A 15,814-nucleotide genomic window follows, 5' to 3' on the forward strand; every position below is an offset into this window, starting at 1 on the left:
CAAAAGCAACTGGCGGTGCTGCAGAAAAGGTAGATGATGTTGTAGCTCCATCGTCTAAACCTGAATGGTTGCAACGGCTTGATGCGGGTAATGAGTTTAATAAGGTACAGTCTAAAAACTACCCGAATAACGAAGTTTATATTCAGCGACCTGACGGGAATGGCTATTATCGTGTTGATTCGTATAATCCCATAAAAGGCGAAATCGTCTCTCGTAAATTGACACAGCTTTCTGAGGTTTCAGAGGCGACAGCAAAGAGCTACATAAGTGAGGCCATTACGAAATACCCTTCTGGTGCGACCATTGCGAAAGTTCCATCTAGTGGGTCTTTGGGTGGTCAAAAATTGCAAGGTACTGTTATTCTGGAGGTTCCTCCACAGAATGGCGTGATTCCAAAAGCCATCTTGGACTCTGCCAATAAAGCAGGGGTTTTAATTAGAGATACTAATGGGAAGGTGTATTGATGGAGCTGCCTATTTATTATTGTAAGACTTGGTTTCGGATGAAGAAGTTTGCGATAGAGCCTATGGATGAATCTCTGGCACATTCTAGGCATCTCTCGGGTGAGTCATATACGGCTCTCATTGGCTCGGACTCTGCGCCATCTTGCTTTGTTGAGTTCTCCATAGATAAAGGAATGGTTGGTGTCGGTTTTTTAGATAAAAAATGTCGTGAGTACCTGACCTACCAATTTCAAGTAACAGATTCGGATAACTTATTTTTGACTATGGCGACTCATCGTGAGTTTGAAGGGGATGGAGACGAGGTCATAGGTGGGGAGTCCTATATTTTCAATGAGGAAGGCGGCCTTGTTATTAGGCGAGAAAAATTTAATCCTCATGAGGTTGAAGAGGCCAGATCAAGTTTCGAGCCGTCTCGAAATTATGAAAAACTTCCCAAGTTTGGTTGTTACTCTAATTTAACAAAAGCTGACAGATGAAAAAGACAGGTGAGTTCCATTATAAATTTTAAGGGGTCTGAGTTGATATGGCACCGGCCTTGCGCCGGTGTTTTTGCACCCTGATTGCACTCTTTTTGCATCCTACTTGCCTCCTTTCTGCAGTCAAGTTGCATCCCTTTTGCACCCACCCTGACGACCTACGGTCTAGCTGCTCAATACGCCCTTTTTGAGCATGATTTTTCGCCCCTTAACAGGAGCAAAATCTCAACAGAAATAGGGGTCAGACCACGTTTTGCATTTATGGAGTTTTTGTGACTATTGTTCAGTCCTTTAAAAAGAGAGTTATCCGAGGAGTGGTATGTCGTCCGAAGGCTGTTTTTTCTTAGTCTTATAATGGTGGTCTGACCCCTATTTCTCCCGCGCTTTCTTCCATGGCGGGTACCGCAGCGGCGAGCACTATCAACAACAAAGGCAACATTGGCCTGGTGCTTAAGGACGTGACGAGCCAAGACGCTCTGAAAGGGTATGCCACGGGTGCGGTAATCGCCGGCTTTGGCGCAGCCTTCACCGACGGTTGGGGCAGAGAGTTGACGTCTGAGGGCAACTATAAAACGGTGAGTTACGCGGAGCGGGTTAAAGCCTATACCGCGAATACGGCGTTGAAAGGCGTGCTGAGCGGCAAAGATAAAAGCTCTTGGCTGACGATCGCGGGCACTGGAGCGTTGACTGAAATTTATCAATATTCCGCTGGGCGCGGTCCGGATACACGACCGGGAGTCGACAGAGTGAAGGGGCCTGAATACGAGGTGTTACCTGATGGATTTGTTCCTCGTGGAGTCTACAACGGGGTAGACAGAGATGGTAAAAATATCGGTCTCAATCTAACCGAAGGCTGTGGCATATTTTCTATTTGTCATGGCACTCCAATTAGTAATGGGTTAAATCAAGTTCCTGGATTTAATTCTTTCGCGACCTTGCATGACACATGGATGAGTGATTTGGAAACGTACAAGGGAGATGAAATGTCGTTTCTTGAAAATATTGGAAGTATGCCCCCGGCGCTATTTGTTAACTATGGTGCGATCTATGACAAATATCGGCCTCAAATCGAAGCGGAGAAAAAACGTGCGCAGAATTAGTCTCTTTGTATTATTCGCCTTTTTAATCACAGGGTGTGCACCTTCTTACTCTGGATGGAAGAACAGTAAGGATGCTTGGGTGGGAACAACATTGGATTCGCATAATCACTCCATTTGTCAACGAGATTGTGGCGGGTCGCTATGGTCCCCGGTGAATAAAAATCGCGTGTTTGATCGTGTTGTTGCTGAAGGAAAAAATAAACGGATTTACATTACGTGGATCAGGGATTGCCATTACTCTGTGTTGGTTTCCGAGGAGGGTATCATTAGAGCGTGGCGGCCCGAGGGAAGCAGTGATGAAAATTGCTATATATACTAGTGGAAATAGGGGGCAGACCAGAATGGCACTTACTTAACCTTCTTCGGATGCCCATTCTTGCGTACCTCGGCCCTTGCCGCTCCTCGTGCCTGCATCAGCTTGGGGTAAGGTTTTGGCCTTCGTTTTACAGCACGGGGCTCTATCCTACTCGGCCGATTTCCAACACGTTTTCGGGCAATCAGCTGGAGCAATTTCAACACCTCGTCGCCTTGCTTACCCGTCCCGTACTGCCTCAACGCGAGGCACAACTGAAGGCTATGTTTGAAGCTCAGTTGTCGCGGTAAACAATCCGCCAAGAGCGCTGATTGGGCCATTACCATCCGAATCAAATTGTGCGCCAGCAGATACACCCATAACTCTTTGACGGCCATGCCAGGCGTCTTGCAGCTCAGCGTTTCAAGCCCCAGCGAGGAAATAGGGGTCAGACCACGTTTTGCATTTAAGGCGCTTTCGTGGCTATTGTTCTGTTCTTTAAAAAGAGAGTTATCCGAGGAATGGTGTGTCGTCCGAAGGCTGTTTTTTCTTAGTCTTATAATGGTGGTCTGACCCCTATTTCTCTTGGAGTTGAATAAAGCAGCCAACGACGGTGTAGTCAAGTCCGATGCCAGTGGTACTGTGTTAGTCAAACCACAAAAAAGCCAGCGCGGCGTAACTCCAGATCCTAACGAGTGGCAGTTTGACCATGTAAAGCCAAAAAATTGTGATGGTACAAATTGCAGCTCAAATCTTCAGATTCTATCTCGACAAGAGAATAGAGCCAAATCTGACAAATAGGTGCTACTAGATGAATAATTCGATTCTAAATATAAATGAACTGCCTGCAGTTGATCGTGTTAAACATGTGGCTCAGGGGTTAGCGTTGTTGGATGCCATAATTATGCCCGAGTGGGAGTATAGATACTTCTCATTCAACTGTAATTGGGATGGAGCGGGGAAAGAAATGATGGCCTCAATGAGGGACGGATCCGGGGCTGAGTATTTTTTGCACTTTACCGATGCAGGTGTTGCAGGGAAAGTTATATGTGGTTCTCCTTTGCCTAATGTGTCTGAATGTTTGAATGCTATGCCCGAGGCGTTTCAGCAATTTAAAGTTGAGCCAGCGTTCTCTACGGATAATGCTAGTCTGTTTTTTTGGCGAGGTGTCAAGCAGCCATCGTGGTGTGCGTCGCCGGATGGGCTGAAAGAGTATCCACTGCTAGGTTTTTTTGTGGGAGGTATTGCAGCTTATAAGAGTTTAGTTGAGAACTGTTATGAGAAAAGCATCGATGCAACCGTACTTGAAGAGGTATTCGCGTCGCTAGATGTGACTGCGGACCAGCTAGTGATACTTAATCCTGATATAGAGCTTGGTGATTTAGTCGATGACTTTCAAGAGATTTTAGGTCGTGAATTTTAACTTCATCTTGATGGAGCGGTGCAAAAGCACATGCTGACGCTCCCAATATCCGAGGAGTGGTGTGTCGTCCGAAGGCTGTTTTTTCTTAGTCTTATAATGGTGGTCTGACCCCTATTTCTCTTTAATGGTGGGGCCTAGAGTTGATTATCTGCACAAACCGGGGCGGCACTAAGGCCGCCCGATTTTATTCAGGTTGGATCGGCATTGAGCCTGCGGCTGATCACATCCAACAAATCACACCCATCGCGCAGCGGAATCGCCAGTAGATGGGCAAAGTCTTGCAGCACCACGGCATCGCTGCTGAGCTGTTCGCGAAAGGCTAGGTTTTCCAGCAGTTGGGTGACGGCTCGAATCCGGTACACGGCGGCGTCGTGGAGGACGTCGAGGGGGGCCTGAGTGTCGATGAGCAGGGCGGGTACGGTGCTATCGTGACCGGTTAGGGGCATGTATCGATTCATTTGAAGTCTCGTTTAGAGGGTATGAGATCTACCACCTAATCGTCGCCAAACGAATTAGGTGGCAGCTGTACGCAGGTTGGCGAACCGGAAACGAGTAACCGGCAGACCCGAAGGTCTCCCACGCACAGCCGCCATAACAGCGACTCTGCGGGTGCAAAATGCCTGCAAAAAAACGCAGAACGCTTTTGCACTCGTTTACGGATCGCCAAATCCGATCGCCCGGTTGGGCGACGGCCGGACTATAAGCCCCCTGCCCAAAACCACGCAAGGTATAGCACCCCGCCACTCCCTCAAGCCCCGCAGCCCTCAAAACGCCCCCACCCGGTCGGGTTGCATGGATTGCAGCGTTTTCAAATGACATGAGTGGATGGGGTAATGCTCAAGGCGCGTTACGCGTTCCAAGCCAGAACGCCGTCGGGTCAAGGGCAAACACTGTACCTGTGGCGAGGGAACAAGCTCCCGCGCCACAGGTCGCTTTTCGAGCGTTGTGTTTTTTCACTGAGCAGCGTGAGGGCTGGCCTGCCCTCACAGCGACTTTTGATCTCAGAACAACTTGCGCTGCACCGCCTCATCCAGCGTGCTGCGCGTCAACGCCTCCACCACTTCCCGCGTGTCCGCCTGGAACGGGATGCCCACGATCAGCACCAGGTGCATCCAGGTGCGTACCGACTCACTCTTTTTCACGCGCCCGAGTTCTTTGCCGTCTTTGTCCTTGAACACGGTTTCCAGGGTGAAGGTGTTCTTCGCCGTGGACGGGATGATGAAGAACGTCACACCAGTGATGATCGCCGAGGCCATGTTGAACTGTTCGTTGTTGTACAGGGTGGCGTCGGCGTAGATGTCCGAGTCGACCTTGTCGGTGCTCACCCGCGAGAAGCGGTTGGACTGGCGAAACGAATCCGCCACGGCCTTTTCCCACAACGCCGCCGGAGCGCCGGCTGCAGTGTTGCCCGGGCCGCTGTTGACCTGGCGGAGCGCGGTGGTACGCACGAACGCCGTGGGTTTTTGCGCCGGTGCGTTGGCGGTCGGCGGCCAGGTTTGCACGGGCGGCAGTTCGTGTTGCGAGTAAGACACGCAACCTGTCAGCAAGATGGCCGCGAGGACCAGGCTGTGTTTGATCAATCCTTTCATGTGTCGCTCCTTGAAATTACGGTTTGGCCAGCTTCGCGGTAGCGGTGTCGAGCAGTTGCGCGACCAGTTCGTTCAGTTGCTTGGCGCCCATGGTTGGGGCCCAGTATTCGCGACCGTAGAGGCCGACGTTGCGCTCGAACTTGACCTCGTGTTTGGCGCTCGCCAGTTCCTTGCCATCGCGATCGACGATCACCAGGTCGCCGGCCACGTCAAAGGTGTCGACGTAGATCGGGCCGTTGACCCAGATCCAGACCGTCAGCGTCAGCAAGGCGCCGGGGACATAGCCCGGGTGTATGCCACGGTGGCCCTTGAGGGAAGTCATGTTGAACTTGAGCGACACGTCCTGCTCACCCAGGCGCACGGGGTATTCGGTGACCTGCTTGAAGTAGCCCGCAGTACTCACGTACTGATTGAGCTGGGCGGTCAGCGAGCGGCTGATCGCGGTCTTGTTGGCGTCGTTGATGTCGGCGGCGCTCACCGTCACATCGGCGATTTGTGCGCTGCGCGGGCTGGCGATGGCGGCGGGGTGGAGCGGGGCGCCAATGGGGCCGGTGACGGTGTAGGACACACAACCGGTCATCGACAGGGCGGCGATCAGGGTCGCTGCTCGGAAGAGGTTTTTCAACACGCAATATCCCTATTAATAAATGAGCCAGGCCACTGTCTCGACTGACGGGCCGAAAACTTGAGGAATGTGCGTCACCGCACGCGCTCCGACGAAACACCTTGAGAACCCCTCTCAACCCCGTAAAATGCTGCAGCCGTTGCGACCCGACATGTTCAGGGATGAAGTCAGTTACGCGCGTGTTCTTGCCTTTGCGCAGGCCAGCCTGCCTCCCTCCCTGAAACTGCCGCCCTTGGCCCGACGCCTTCGACCTCGAAGGGGTGGGTATCGCCTCGTGCCCGGTTTCTCGCTACACCGAACGCTGCTGATTTCCTCACTTTAGGAGCAACATGTGAAAACACTGTCCCAAATCCTGCTGTCCGGCGTTGCCGTCGCAGCGCTGCTGACCGTGGCCGGTTGCGCCACGGAGAGCAACCGCGCGATGCCGGTGGAACAAGTCGCCAGCGCCCACGTCGCCTATTCCGGCGTGCGCGTGCCGATTGCCGTGGGCAAGTTCGATAACCGCTCCAGCTACATGCGTGGCATCTTCTCCGACGGCGTCGACCGTCTCGGCGGCCAGGCCAAGACCATCCTGATCACCCACCTGCAGCAGACCAACCGCTTCAGCGTGCTGGACCGCGACAACATGGGCGAAATTTCCCAGGAAGCCGCGATCAAAGGCACCGTGCAGAAGCTCAAAGGCGCTGATTACGTGGTGACCGGCGATGTGACCGAGTTCGGCCGCAAAGAAACCGGCGACCGCCAGTTGTTCGGCATCCTCGGCCGTGGCAAGACGCAAGTGGCCTACGCCAAAGTCGCGTTGAATATCGTCAACATCAGCACTTCCGAAGTGGTGTATTCCACCCAGGGTGCCGGTGAGTACGCGCTGTCCAACCGTGAAGTGATCGGCTTCGGCGGCACCGCCAGCTACGACTCCACCCTCAATGGCAAGGTGCTCGACCTGGCCATGCGTGAAGCGATCAACCGCCTGGTCGACGGCATCAACGCCGGCGCCTGGAACCCGCGCAACTGATTGGCAACCCCTCAAGGAGTAGTACACGGATGAGCAAGGCAGTGAAGTTGGCGCTGATGCTGACAGCAATCGCGACGGTCGCCGGGTGCCAGACGGCGCCTCAACCCCTGTATCAATGGGAAAGCTACCAGCCGCAGGTTTACGAGTACTTCAAGGGCGAGCCCAAGGAAGCGCAGGTCGAGGCCCTGGAGCGCGATCTGCAGAAGATCAACGCCAGTGGCCGCAAAGCACCGCCGGGTTACCACGCCCACCTGGGCATGCTGTACCTGAGCATGGGCAAGGATGACCAGATGGTGCAGGAGTTCCGCACCGAGAAGGCGCTGTTCCCCGAATCCGCTGCGTACATGGACTTTCTGCTGAAAAACGCCAAGACTGGAGTCGCCACCAAATGAGCCTATTGAAACTCACCGGCGTCTTGCTGGCCCTGGCCTTGCTCGGCGGTTGCGCGGCACCGAAGACGATTGATTACACGGCATACAAACAGGCGCGGCCGAAGTCGATCCTGGTGCTGCCGCCGATCAATGAATCGCCGGAAGTGCAGGCGTCCTACAGCATGGTTTCGCAGGTGACCTACCCGTTGGCCGAAGCCGGCTACTACGTGTTGCCGATTGCCCTGGTGGACGAAACCTTCCGCCAGAACGGCCTGACCACCGCCAACGATATCCAGGGCGTGCCGCCGGCCAAGCTGCATGACATCTTCGGTGCGGATGCAGCGCTGTACATCACCGTCAGCGAGTACGGCACCCAGTACATGCTGATCTCCAGCAACACCGCGGTGACCGCCTCGGCCAAACTGGTGGACCTGCGCACCGGCACCACCCTGTGGACCGGCTCGGCGCGGGCGTCCAGTGAGGAAGGCAACAATAACAACGGCGGCGGTCTGGTGGGCATGTTGATCACAGCGGCGGTCAAGCAGGTGATCAACAGCTCCACCGACGCAGCGCATCCGATCGCGGGCATCACCAGTGCGCGCCTGCTCTCGGCAGGGCAGCGTACCGGGCTGCTGTACGGTCCGCGCAACCCGAAATACGGTACGGACTGATCTCACCTCAATCAGGATTCAGGCGGGGCAGCGCGCCGGACTGAGTTAACCGTCTCGATTCTGGCATCACCGAAGATTAAAGGTGGGAGGGAGCTTGCTCCCGATGGCGGTGGGTCAGTCACCCGATGCAGTGGCTGACAGTTGGCAATCGGGGGCAAGCCCCCTCCCACACTGATTGAGGTGTTATCTAAACCAGGATTCAGGCGGGGCAGTGCACCGGGCTGAGTTAACCGTCTCGATTCTGGCACCACCGAAGGTCAAAGGTGGGAGGGAGCTTGCTCCCGATGGCGGTGGGTCAGTCACCCGATGCAGTGGCTGACAGTTGGCAATCGGGGGCAAGCCCCCTCCCACACTGATTGAGGTGTTATCTACACCAGGATTCAGGCGGGGCAGCGCGCCGGGCTGAGTTAACCGTCTCGATTCTGGCACCACCGAAGATCAAATGTGGGAGGGAGCTTGCTCCCGATGGCGGTGGGTCAGTCGCCGGATGCAGTGGCTGACAGTTGGCAATCGGGGGCAAGCCCCCTCCCACACTGATCGAGGTGTTATCTAAACCAGGATTCAGGCGGGGCAGCGCGCCGGGCTGAGTTAACCGTCTCGATTCTGGCACCACCGAAGATCAAATGTGGGGGGCAAGCCCCCTCCCACACTGATTGAGGTGTTATCTAAACCAGGATTCAGGCGGGGCAGCGCACCGGGCTGAGTTAACCGTCTCGATTCTGGCACCACCGAAGGTCAAAGGTGGGAGGGAGCTTGCTCCCGATGGCGGTGGGTCAGTCGCCCGATGCAGTGGCTGACAGTTGGCAATCGGGGGCAAGCCCCCTCCCACACTGATTGAGGTGTTATCTAAACCAGGATTCAGGCGGGGCAGCGCGCCGGGCTGAGTTAATCGTCTCGATTCTGGCACCACCGAAGATCAAATGTGGGAGGGAGCTTGCTCCCGATGGCGGTGGGTCAGTCGCCCGATGCAGTGGCTGACAGTTGGCAATCGGGGGCAAGCCCCCTCCCACACTGATCGAGGTGTTATCTAGTCCAGGGTTTAACCCGAACACCCCACACCCTGCGTCTGACCTTGTGAACGGATCATTCTTTCACGAGGTTCAGTCCATGTCCCATCCTCTGCTTTTCCTGCGTCCTGCTGCCCAGGGCTTTGCGGTTACCTTGCTGGTGGCGCTGGCCGGTTGTGGGCTGTCTTCGCCGCCTGATTTAGCCAAACCGGCTGAGCCCGTCGCCGAGCTGCACAGCGCCCCGGTCCAGGGCGCGTTGGTCAAGCGCCAGGCGAAGCCTGCACCGATGCGGATGCAGGAGTCGGCAACCCTGGATTACCAAAGCGAACCCCGCGAGCAGTACGCCAACCTGCCGGACAACCCGGTGCATCGGGTCGCCGAAACGCCGGTCTCGACCTTCAGCATCGACGTCGACACCGGCAGCTACGCCAACGTGAGACGTTTCCTCAACCAAGGCCGTCTACCACCCGAGGGCGCTGTGCGACTGGAGGAAATGCTCAACTACTTCCCCTATCACTACGCCTTGCCCACCGACGGTTCGCCGTTTGGCGTGACCACCGAATTGGCGGCCACCCCGTGGAACCCGCGCACCCAACTGCTGCGCATCGGCATCAAGGCCTCCGACCGCGCCGTAGCGCAGCTGGCGCCGGCCAACCTGGTGTTTCTGGTCGATGTGTCCGGCTCCATGGACCGCCGCGAAGGCTTGCCGCTGGTGAAAAGCACCCTGAAATTGCTGGTGGATCAATTGCGCGAGCAGGACCGCGTGTCGCTGGTGGTCTACGCCGGCGAGTCGCGCGTGGTGCTCCCTCCGACCTCCGGGCGCGACAAAGTGAAGCTGCGCAACGCCATCGACCAGCTCAGCGCGGGCGGCGCCACCGCCGGTGCTTCAGGTATCGAACTGGCCTACCAGATGGCCCGCGAAGGCTTTATCGAGCAGGGCATCAACCGCATCCTGCTGGCCACCGATGGCGACTTCAATGTCGGCGTCAGCGATTTCGACAGCCTCAAGCAAATGGCCGTGGAACAACGCAAAAGCGGTGTGTCGCTGACCACCCTCGGCTTCGGTGTGGATAACTACAACGAACACCTGATGGAGCAGCTGGCCGACGCGGGCGACGGCAACTACGCCTACATCGACACCCTGCGCGAAGCGCGCAAGGTGCTGGTAGACCAACTCAGCTCGACCCTGGCGGTGGTGGCGCGGGATGTGAAGGTGCAGGTGGAATTCAACCCGGCCCAGGTCAGCGAATACCGCTTGCTGGGTTATGAAAACCGCGCGTTGAAGCGTGAGGACTTCAACAACGACAAGGTCGACGCGGGAGAGATCGGCGCCGGGCACACGCTGACCGCGCTGTACGAAATTGTACCGAAGGGCCAGCAGGGCTGGCTGGAGCCGCTGCGCTATGCCGCCGCGCCTGCGGTGTCGGGCGCTTCCGATGAGTTGGCCATGTTGCGCGTGCGCTACAAGCCCGCGGCCGGTGGCGCGAGCCGCTTGATCGAGCGGCCGGTGAGCAACGCCGCGGCCAAGGCCAGCGACGACCTGCGCTTCTGCGCCGCCGTGGCCGCCTTCGCCCAGCAACTCAAGGGCGATGGCCGCTACACTGGCAGCATGAGTTTGCAGGACACCGCCGCACTCGCCCGCTCTGCCCGGGGCGATGACCCGTTCGGCTTGCGCAATGAATTCGTGCAACTGGTGGAAGTGGCGCAAAGCCTCAAACCTTGATCGTGAACACAACGACCAGAAAGGAGTTCGCCACCAACATGCCCGCTCCAGATGATTCACCCAGCGACGAATCGCTGCTGGCCCGCTACCGAAGCGGTGACGGCGCCGCGTTCGAGGCCTTATACGCGCGGCACCGCCAAGGTCTCTACCGCTTCCTGGTGTCCCTGAGCAACAAGGCCGAACTGGCCGAGGAAATTTATCAGGAGACCTGGCTCAGCCTGATCCGCAGCGCCACCCAGCCACAAGGCCGGGCGAGTTTTCGTACCTGGCTGTTCCAGATCGCCCGCAACCGCCTGATCGACTATTGGCGCAAGCACGGCATCCACAACCCGTTGCACGACAGTTACGATGAACAACTGCACGCCCAGCCCGACACCAGCGCCGGCCCCGAGCAGCATCTGAGCCTGAGCCGCGACCAGGCGCGTCTCGACGCCGCGTTGCAAGACTTGCCCGAAGACCAGCGCGAAGTCTTCCTGCTGCGCCTGCATGGCGACCTCGACGTGCCGCAGATCGCCGCCCTCACCGGCGCCCCGCTGGAAACCGTGAAAAGCCGCCTGCGTTACGCCCAGCAGAAACTGCGCCGCCTGCTGGCCGAGGAGATACCCGCATGACCGACTCCCGATACACCCCCGACCCCGACGACCTGCTCATCCAGCACGTGCGTCAACACAGCCGCGGCGAGCCACCGGCGTCCCTCGACGCCTTCATCCTCGCCACCGCCCGCCGCGAAACCCCAGCGCCGCAACCCAGCCGCTGGCAACGCTGGCTGCACGCCTGCCAACGCCCACGCTGGCAGATGGCATTCGCCACCGTCGCAGGGTTAGCGCTGATGATCGGCGTGGTCATGCGCTCGCCCGTGCCTCAACCCGACATCTCTCCGGCGACGTTCTCCGCGCTCCACCCAGAAAGCGCCCGTCCGGCCCCCGCGCCGATGGCCCGGATGGCCGTCGCGCCCAGAGCCGAAAGCGCGCCGGTCCAAGCCGAAATTGCCGGTGCGTTGTCGGATCAATCGCCGGCCAGGCTCAGCAAGCGCGCACCGGTTGCACTGCCTTCATTGGAAGAGGGCTTGCAGGAAATCGTCAACCTGCGGGCGGCCGGAGACAGCCAAGCGGCGGATGAGAAGTTGCTGGCGTTGCACGCGCGTTTTCCCCAGGAGGACTTGCCGGCGCGCCTGGAGGTGTTGCGCAAGCGCTGAACGCGGGGCGGGCGGTGAGACGCAACGTCTCGCCGTCTCATCGCCACCGGGTACGGCCCGACATGGCGCGTCTCATTCGAACGCGATCGCGGCCGCCCCTGGGGTTCCAGCGGACCGCTCTAAGCAAGGCCTGTTCAGGTGCTTTTGCGGATCTGGCACCGGCCTTGCTCTGGCACTGGTAACCAGCCCGACTGGTGACCCAATAATAAAAACAGGTGCCCGATGTCCTGCCCAACTCCCTTTCCCGGTTCTGCCCGTGGCGGCGTCATGAGTCGCATGCCGCAACAGCTCAATCGACTGGTTCTGGACCTTGTGCTACCGCGCTGACGCCCCTCCTGGCGGACTCTTGCGGGGCGCCAGGGCCAATCGTTCCAAGGAGATTTCGCTATGACCCTTTCGATCAATCCGCAACGCAGCATGCGCGCCGCTGTCTGGCACGGCCGTCACGATATCCGCGTCGAAGACGTCCCGCTGCCCATTTCGCCGCCGGCCGGTTGGGTGCAGATCCGCGTGCAGTGGTGCGGAATCTGCGGGTCCGATTTGCATGAGTACGTGGCCGGGCCGGTGTTCATACCGGTCGACGCCCCGCACCCGCTGACCGGGATAAAGGGGCAGTGCATCCTCGGGCATGAGTTTTGTGGCGAGATCGTCGAACTCGGCGCCGGCGTGCAGGGCTTCAGCGTCGGCGAGCCGGTGGCGGCCGATGCGTGCCAGCATTGCGGCACGTGCTACTACTGCACCCACGGGATGTACAACATCTGTGAGAACCTGGCCTTCACCGGGCTGATGAACAATGGTGCCTTCGCCGAACTGGTCAACGTGCCCGCCAACCTGCTGTACAAATTGCCGGCGAATTTTCCCGCTGAAGCCGGGGCACTGATCGAGCCGCTGGCGGTGGGCATGCACGCAGTGAAAAAAGCCGGAAGCCTGCTCGGGCAAAACGTAGTGGTGGTCGGTGCCGGCACCATCGGCCTGTGTACCATCATGTGCGCCAAGGCGGCCGGTGCGGCGCAGGTGATCGCGCTGGAAATGTCCGGCGCCCGCAAGACCAAGGCCCGGGAAGTGGGCGCGACCCATGTGCTCGATCCCAATGAGTGCGATGCCCTGGCCGAAGTCCGCCGCCTCACGGGCGGGCTCGGCGCGGATGTCAGCTTCGAATGCATCGGTAACAAACACACGGCCAAGCTCGCAATCGACCTGATCCGCAAGGCCGGCAAGTGCGTCCTGGTGGGGATCTTCGAGGAGCCCAGCGAGTTCAACTTTTTCGAGTTGGTGGCGACGGAAAAACAAGTACTCGGCGCGCTGGCCTATAACGGCGAGTTCGCTGACGTGATCGCGTTTATCGCCGATGGACGGCTGGACATTACGCCGCTGGTGACGGGGCGTATCCAGTTGGAACAGATCGTGGGGCAGGGCTTTGAGGAGTTGGTCAAGAATAAGGAGCACAACGTGAAAATCATTGTGTCGCCTGCTCGGGTCTGAAGCGAGCGATGAGCAGTACGCCACCCTTGCCACTTCGTTGTGAGTGGCAAGGGTGGCGTGCGGCTGATGGAGTCTATCGACGGCCTCTCATGCCGTATTGCCGGAATTTGCCGACGAGTAGCGAGTCGCCACAGATCACCCGTCCGGCCTGGGCTTGTGGGTAAGCGCCGCATCAGCACATCTGCCAGACAGGCGTGCCGACATCAGCACGCGTTTGGTCAAGTCATCTATCGAGGCGTGATATGCCCCAAGCATGAATTTCGCTCGGCGCCTTTTTCACACCGCGAATCGGTTAACCAACTGATTCAGGTTAACCGCCAGTTTTGACATCTCACCGCTTGCACTGGCCGTCTGGCTGGCACCCGCAGCACTCTGAGTTGCCAGCTCGCGAATACTGACCAGATTACGATCAACCTCACGCGCAACATGCGACTGCTCTTCAGACGCCGTGGCGATCATGAGGTTACGCTCATTGATCTGAACAATGGCGGTGGCTATTTGATCCAGCGAGGTACTGGCCTCTTGGGCGACACCAAGTGATTCGGTCGCTAGGTCTCTGCTCGTATTCATCGCCTTCACGGCGAGATCAGAATCGTTCTGGATGGCAGCGATCATCTGCTCGATTTCTTGTGTCGACACCTGAGTGCGATGGGCCAACGCCCTTACTTCGTCAGCAACTACCGCAAACCCACGGCCTTGCTCGCCTGCGCGTGCTGCCTCGATAGCCGCGTTCAAAGCCAGCAGGTTGGTTTGTTCTGCAATGGCCCGAATCACCTCGACAACTTTAGTGATGCTCTGGGCACGATCTGACAACCCCTGAATCTGTTCACTCGTGTTCTCAACGTTCCCGTTCAGCTTTTGAATGGACTTCAATGTCTGAGCCACTCGCTCCAAACCTATTTCGGTATAGCCCTGGGTACGCTTTGACTCTTCGGAAGCCGACTCCGCGTTACGAGCGACCTCATCAACAGCTGCGCTCATTTCTGTGACCGCTGTGGCAGCCTGATTGACCTCGTCATTTTGGGCGACAAGACTCCGACTCGACTCCTCAGTGACCGCTGTCATCTCTTCTGACGCAGAGGCCAGTTGGGTGGACGAATCGGATATCTGCATAATTGTAGTTCGCAGGTTTGTCTGCATCTGCGCGAGGGCTTTCAACAGTCGTCCGGCTTCATCAGTCCCGCTGACCAATACCTCTTTGGAGAGGTCGCTGGCCGCGATACGCTCCGCGACAGACAGGGCATCTTTAATCGGAGAGGTAATACTTTTCGTCAACAGCAATGCCAAACCAACTGTCAGGGCGACAACGGCAGCAATAAGGCCGACAACCAACCACAACCCATTGTTATAAAGATCGGTTGCGTTTTGCCCAGCCTGCGCCGCGCCGTCGTTGTTAAAGTTGGTCAAGTCTTTGATCTGCATTTCCATCGTGTTCGTCAGAGGGCGGATGCCGGTCTTCACCAGGCTGACCGCCGCCGCTACGTCACCCTGCCTCATCAACGGTTCAAGACTATCCATTAGTTTGGAGTAGGCATCGGCGCTGTTTTTTACCGGTGTATAAAACGAACGCTCCTTATCACTCGCTATCAGAGGCTCGTAATTCGCCACCGCATCGTTGAACGCCTTACGGTAGCTGGCGAAGCTATCAATCGTCTTTTGTATCGACTGAGGGTCAGCAAGGCCACGCTGTGTTTCGAGCCTCAAGCGAAGGGCTGTACTGTTCATCAGCTCCGTTTGTCGGATGCTAGCCATCCAATTGAGTTCGACGTCTTTTTCGGAGTCCCTCAGCTTGCCCATTTGCACGACTGCGAATGCGCCGAGCACAAAAACCAACGCAATAATCAACGCGAAAAACAGGGCAGCGCGTGGCGCTACGTTGAGATTTCTAAGGTGCATACAAGATTCCTGTTTTCCAACGGTTGTTGATATGTTCAACAGGCTATCGACTCAAAGCCGGAAACTTTAAGGATGTCGTCGAAAGGCGATGTGGTTGGCGAACGCCTGGCCGGTGGAGCTTGCCTTGCTTCAATCTGCGGGGGGAGCCAGCTCCCGAAGCCGTCATGCACAAGGACTTTCATGCGAGTTGCGCGGTAACCGAATGGGCATTACAGGTTGCGTAACGGTAACCCGTTATGCGGCAACAACCCGGGGATCTTACTGGCGCGCTGGTTAGTACATCCTTGAGATAACCAGATGGATCATGCCCATTGAGCTTAGTCGGCTGGATCAGGCTCATCAGCGCAGCTGCGCGTTGGCTGCCGAGACCCAGCCAAGACCGTGAAGTAGAGGCCGTTCCCGTCTTGCTCGCGATAGGTAGCGTGGTCAGGTTCCAGGCCGGCGAGCGTGGTGTTTGCTAAGGGGCCGCTTTCTGTATGCCTCCAGTT

The 15,814-nt window shown here is 57.3% G+C and carries 15 protein-coding genes and 2 pseudogenes; 11 read left to right on the forward strand and 6 right to left on the reverse strand.

Annotated elements, in window-relative coordinates; translation table 11 throughout:
* The first annotated feature begins 68 nt into the window (after positions 1-68).
* The 3 genes from ACP7E3_RS27475 to ACP7E3_RS27485 all read left to right on the forward strand — a co-directional run bounded on the left by ACP7E3_RS27475 (position 69) and on the right by ACP7E3_RS27485 (position 2,040).
* Complete coding sequence (locus ACP7E3_RS27475) at positions 69-464, forward strand: hypothetical protein (RefSeq protein ID WP_126587703.1); 396 nt, start codon at positions 69-71, stop codon at positions 462-464.
* Entirely contained in the window at positions 464-940 is a 477-nt protein-coding gene (locus tag ACP7E3_RS27480) for a lytic transglycosylase (RefSeq protein ID WP_082107815.1), read from the forward strand. The genes ACP7E3_RS27475 and ACP7E3_RS27480 overlap by 1 nt, the downstream gene beginning before the upstream one ends.
* Positions 941-1,311: 371 nt before the next feature.
* Positions 1,312-2,040, forward strand: coding sequence for a DUF637 domain-containing protein (locus ACP7E3_RS27485; RefSeq protein ID WP_260476659.1), 729 nt, complete (start codon positions 1,312-1,314; stop codon positions 2,038-2,040).
* A gap of 348 nt (positions 2,041-2,388) precedes the next feature.
* Here the strand turns inward: ACP7E3_RS27485 and ACP7E3_RS27490 are convergent.
* Positions 2,389-2,868 (reverse strand): annotated as a pseudogene (locus ACP7E3_RS27490) (IS4 family transposase); the annotation flags it as partial.
* A 275-nt stretch (positions 2,869-3,143) separates the two neighbouring features.
* Here ACP7E3_RS27490 and ACP7E3_RS27495 point away from each other — a divergent pair.
* Positions 3,144-3,755: a hypothetical protein gene (locus tag ACP7E3_RS27495; RefSeq protein ID WP_126587707.1), complete on the forward strand. Its 612-nt coding sequence runs from the start codon at positions 3,144-3,146 to the stop codon at positions 3,753-3,755.
* Positions 3,756-3,943: 188 nt separating this feature from the next.
* Here the strand turns inward: ACP7E3_RS27495 and ACP7E3_RS27500 are convergent, their stop codons facing one another.
* The 3 genes from ACP7E3_RS27500 to ACP7E3_RS27510 all read right to left on the reverse strand — a co-directional run bounded on the left by ACP7E3_RS27500 (position 3,944) and on the right by ACP7E3_RS27510 (position 5,972).
* Positions 3,944-4,201: a hypothetical protein gene (locus tag ACP7E3_RS27500; protein ID WP_046385097.1), complete on the reverse strand. Its 258-nt coding sequence runs from the start codon at positions 4,199-4,201 to the stop codon at positions 3,944-3,946.
* 555 nt (positions 4,202-4,756) lie between these two features.
* On the reverse strand, positions 4,757-5,344 hold the full coding sequence (locus ACP7E3_RS27505) for a hypothetical protein (RefSeq protein WP_046385096.1): 588 nt from the start codon (positions 5,342-5,344) through the stop codon (positions 4,757-4,759).
* Between the two features lie 16 nt (positions 5,345-5,360).
* Positions 5,361-5,972 carry a hypothetical protein gene (locus tag ACP7E3_RS27510; protein ID WP_288074996.1) on the reverse strand — a complete coding sequence of 204 codons (612 nt, stop codon included), beginning with the start codon at positions 5,970-5,972 and terminating at the stop codon, positions 5,361-5,363.
* 328 nt (positions 5,973-6,300) lie between these two features.
* Here ACP7E3_RS27510 and ACP7E3_RS27515 point away from each other — a divergent pair, with 328 nt between their 5' ends.
* From ACP7E3_RS27515 to ACP7E3_RS27545, 7 genes are all read left to right on the forward strand, one after another.
* A complete protein-coding gene (locus ACP7E3_RS27515; RefSeq protein WP_017848624.1) occupies positions 6,301-6,981 on the forward strand; it encodes a CsgG/HfaB family protein in 681 nt (226 codons plus the stop codon).
* A gap of 29 nt (positions 6,982-7,010) precedes the next feature.
* Complete coding sequence (locus ACP7E3_RS27520; protein ID WP_017848623.1) at positions 7,011-7,373, forward strand: DUF4810 domain-containing protein; 363 nt, start codon at positions 7,011-7,013, stop codon at positions 7,371-7,373.
* A complete protein-coding gene (locus ACP7E3_RS27525; RefSeq protein WP_426124985.1) occupies positions 7,370-8,023 on the forward strand; it encodes a DUF799 domain-containing protein in 654 nt (217 codons plus the stop codon). The genes ACP7E3_RS27520 and ACP7E3_RS27525 overlap by 4 nt, the downstream gene beginning before the upstream one ends.
* Before the next feature lie 1,107 nt (positions 8,024-9,130).
* On the forward strand, positions 9,131-10,753 hold the full coding sequence (locus tag ACP7E3_RS27530; RefSeq protein WP_426124987.1) for a vWA domain-containing protein: 1,623 nt from the start codon (positions 9,131-9,133) through the stop codon (positions 10,751-10,753).
* 38 nt (positions 10,754-10,791) lie between these two features.
* Entirely contained in the window at positions 10,792-11,364 is a 573-nt protein-coding gene (locus tag ACP7E3_RS27535) for an RNA polymerase sigma factor (protein WP_017848620.1), read from the forward strand.
* On the forward strand, positions 11,361-11,948 hold the full coding sequence (locus tag ACP7E3_RS27540) for a hypothetical protein (RefSeq protein ID WP_046385092.1): 588 nt from the start codon (positions 11,361-11,363) through the stop codon (positions 11,946-11,948). The genes ACP7E3_RS27535 and ACP7E3_RS27540 overlap by 4 nt, the downstream gene beginning before the upstream one ends.
* Positions 11,949-12,365: 417 nt before the next feature.
* Entirely contained in the window at positions 12,366-13,430 is a 1,065-nt protein-coding gene (locus ACP7E3_RS27545; RefSeq protein WP_260473884.1) for a 2,3-butanediol dehydrogenase, read from the forward strand.
* Between the two features lie 276 nt (positions 13,431-13,706).
* Here ACP7E3_RS27545 and ACP7E3_RS27550 read toward each other — a convergent pair whose 3' ends face one another.
* Together ACP7E3_RS27550 and ACP7E3_RS27555 are read right to left on the reverse strand one after the other, a co-directional pair.
* Complete coding sequence (locus ACP7E3_RS27550) at positions 13,707-15,326, reverse strand: methyl-accepting chemotaxis protein (RefSeq protein WP_046385090.1); 1,620 nt, start codon at positions 15,324-15,326, stop codon at positions 13,707-13,709.
* 178 nt (positions 15,327-15,504) lie between these two features.
* Positions 15,505-15,693: pseudogene (locus ACP7E3_RS27555) on the reverse strand (transposase domain-containing protein); the annotation flags it as partial.
* Positions 15,694-15,814 lie beyond the last annotated feature (121 nt).

This window comes from Pseudomonas sp. PSPC2-3 (assembly GCF_049898265.1).
Lineage (GTDB): Bacteria > Pseudomonadota > Gammaproteobacteria > Pseudomonadales > Pseudomonadaceae > Aquipseudomonas > Aquipseudomonas veronii.

Excerpts from the sequence above, each read along its gene's own strand:
- ACP7E3_RS27480 (WP_082107815.1), top strand. The coding sequence starts at position 464 with ATGGAGCTGCCTATTTATTATTGTAAGACTTGGTTTCGGATGAAGAAG.
- ACP7E3_RS27520 (WP_017848623.1), top strand. The coding sequence starts at position 7,011 with ATGAGCAAGGCAGTGAAGTTGGCGCTGATGCTGACAGCAATCGCGACG.
- ACP7E3_RS27505 (WP_046385096.1), bottom strand. The coding sequence starts at position 5,344 with ATGAAAGGATTGATCAAACACAGCCTGGTCCTCGCGGCCATCTTGCTG.
- ACP7E3_RS27540 (WP_046385092.1), top strand. The coding sequence starts at position 11,361 with ATGACCGACTCCCGATACACCCCCGACCCCGACGACCTGCTCATCCAG.
- ACP7E3_RS27495 (WP_126587707.1), top strand. The coding sequence starts at position 3,144 with ATGAATAATTCGATTCTAAATATAAATGAACTGCCTGCAGTTGATCGT.
- ACP7E3_RS27535 (WP_017848620.1), top strand. The coding sequence starts at position 10,792 with ATGCCCGCTCCAGATGATTCACCCAGCGACGAATCGCTGCTGGCCCGC.
- ACP7E3_RS27530 (WP_426124987.1), top strand. The coding sequence starts at position 9,131 with ATGTCCCATCCTCTGCTTTTCCTGCGTCCTGCTGCCCAGGGCTTTGCG.
- ACP7E3_RS27545 (WP_260473884.1), top strand. The coding sequence starts at position 12,366 with ATGCGCGCCGCTGTCTGGCACGGCCGTCACGATATCCGCGTCGAAGAC.
- ACP7E3_RS27525 (WP_426124985.1), top strand. The coding sequence starts at position 7,370 with ATGAGCCTATTGAAACTCACCGGCGTCTTGCTGGCCCTGGCCTTGCTC.
- ACP7E3_RS27500 (WP_046385097.1), bottom strand. The coding sequence starts at position 4,201 with ATGCCCCTAACCGGTCACGATAGCACCGTACCCGCCCTGCTCATCGAC.
- ACP7E3_RS27550 (WP_046385090.1), bottom strand. The coding sequence starts at position 15,326 with ATGCACCTTAGAAATCTCAACGTAGCGCCACGCGCTGCCCTGTTTTTC.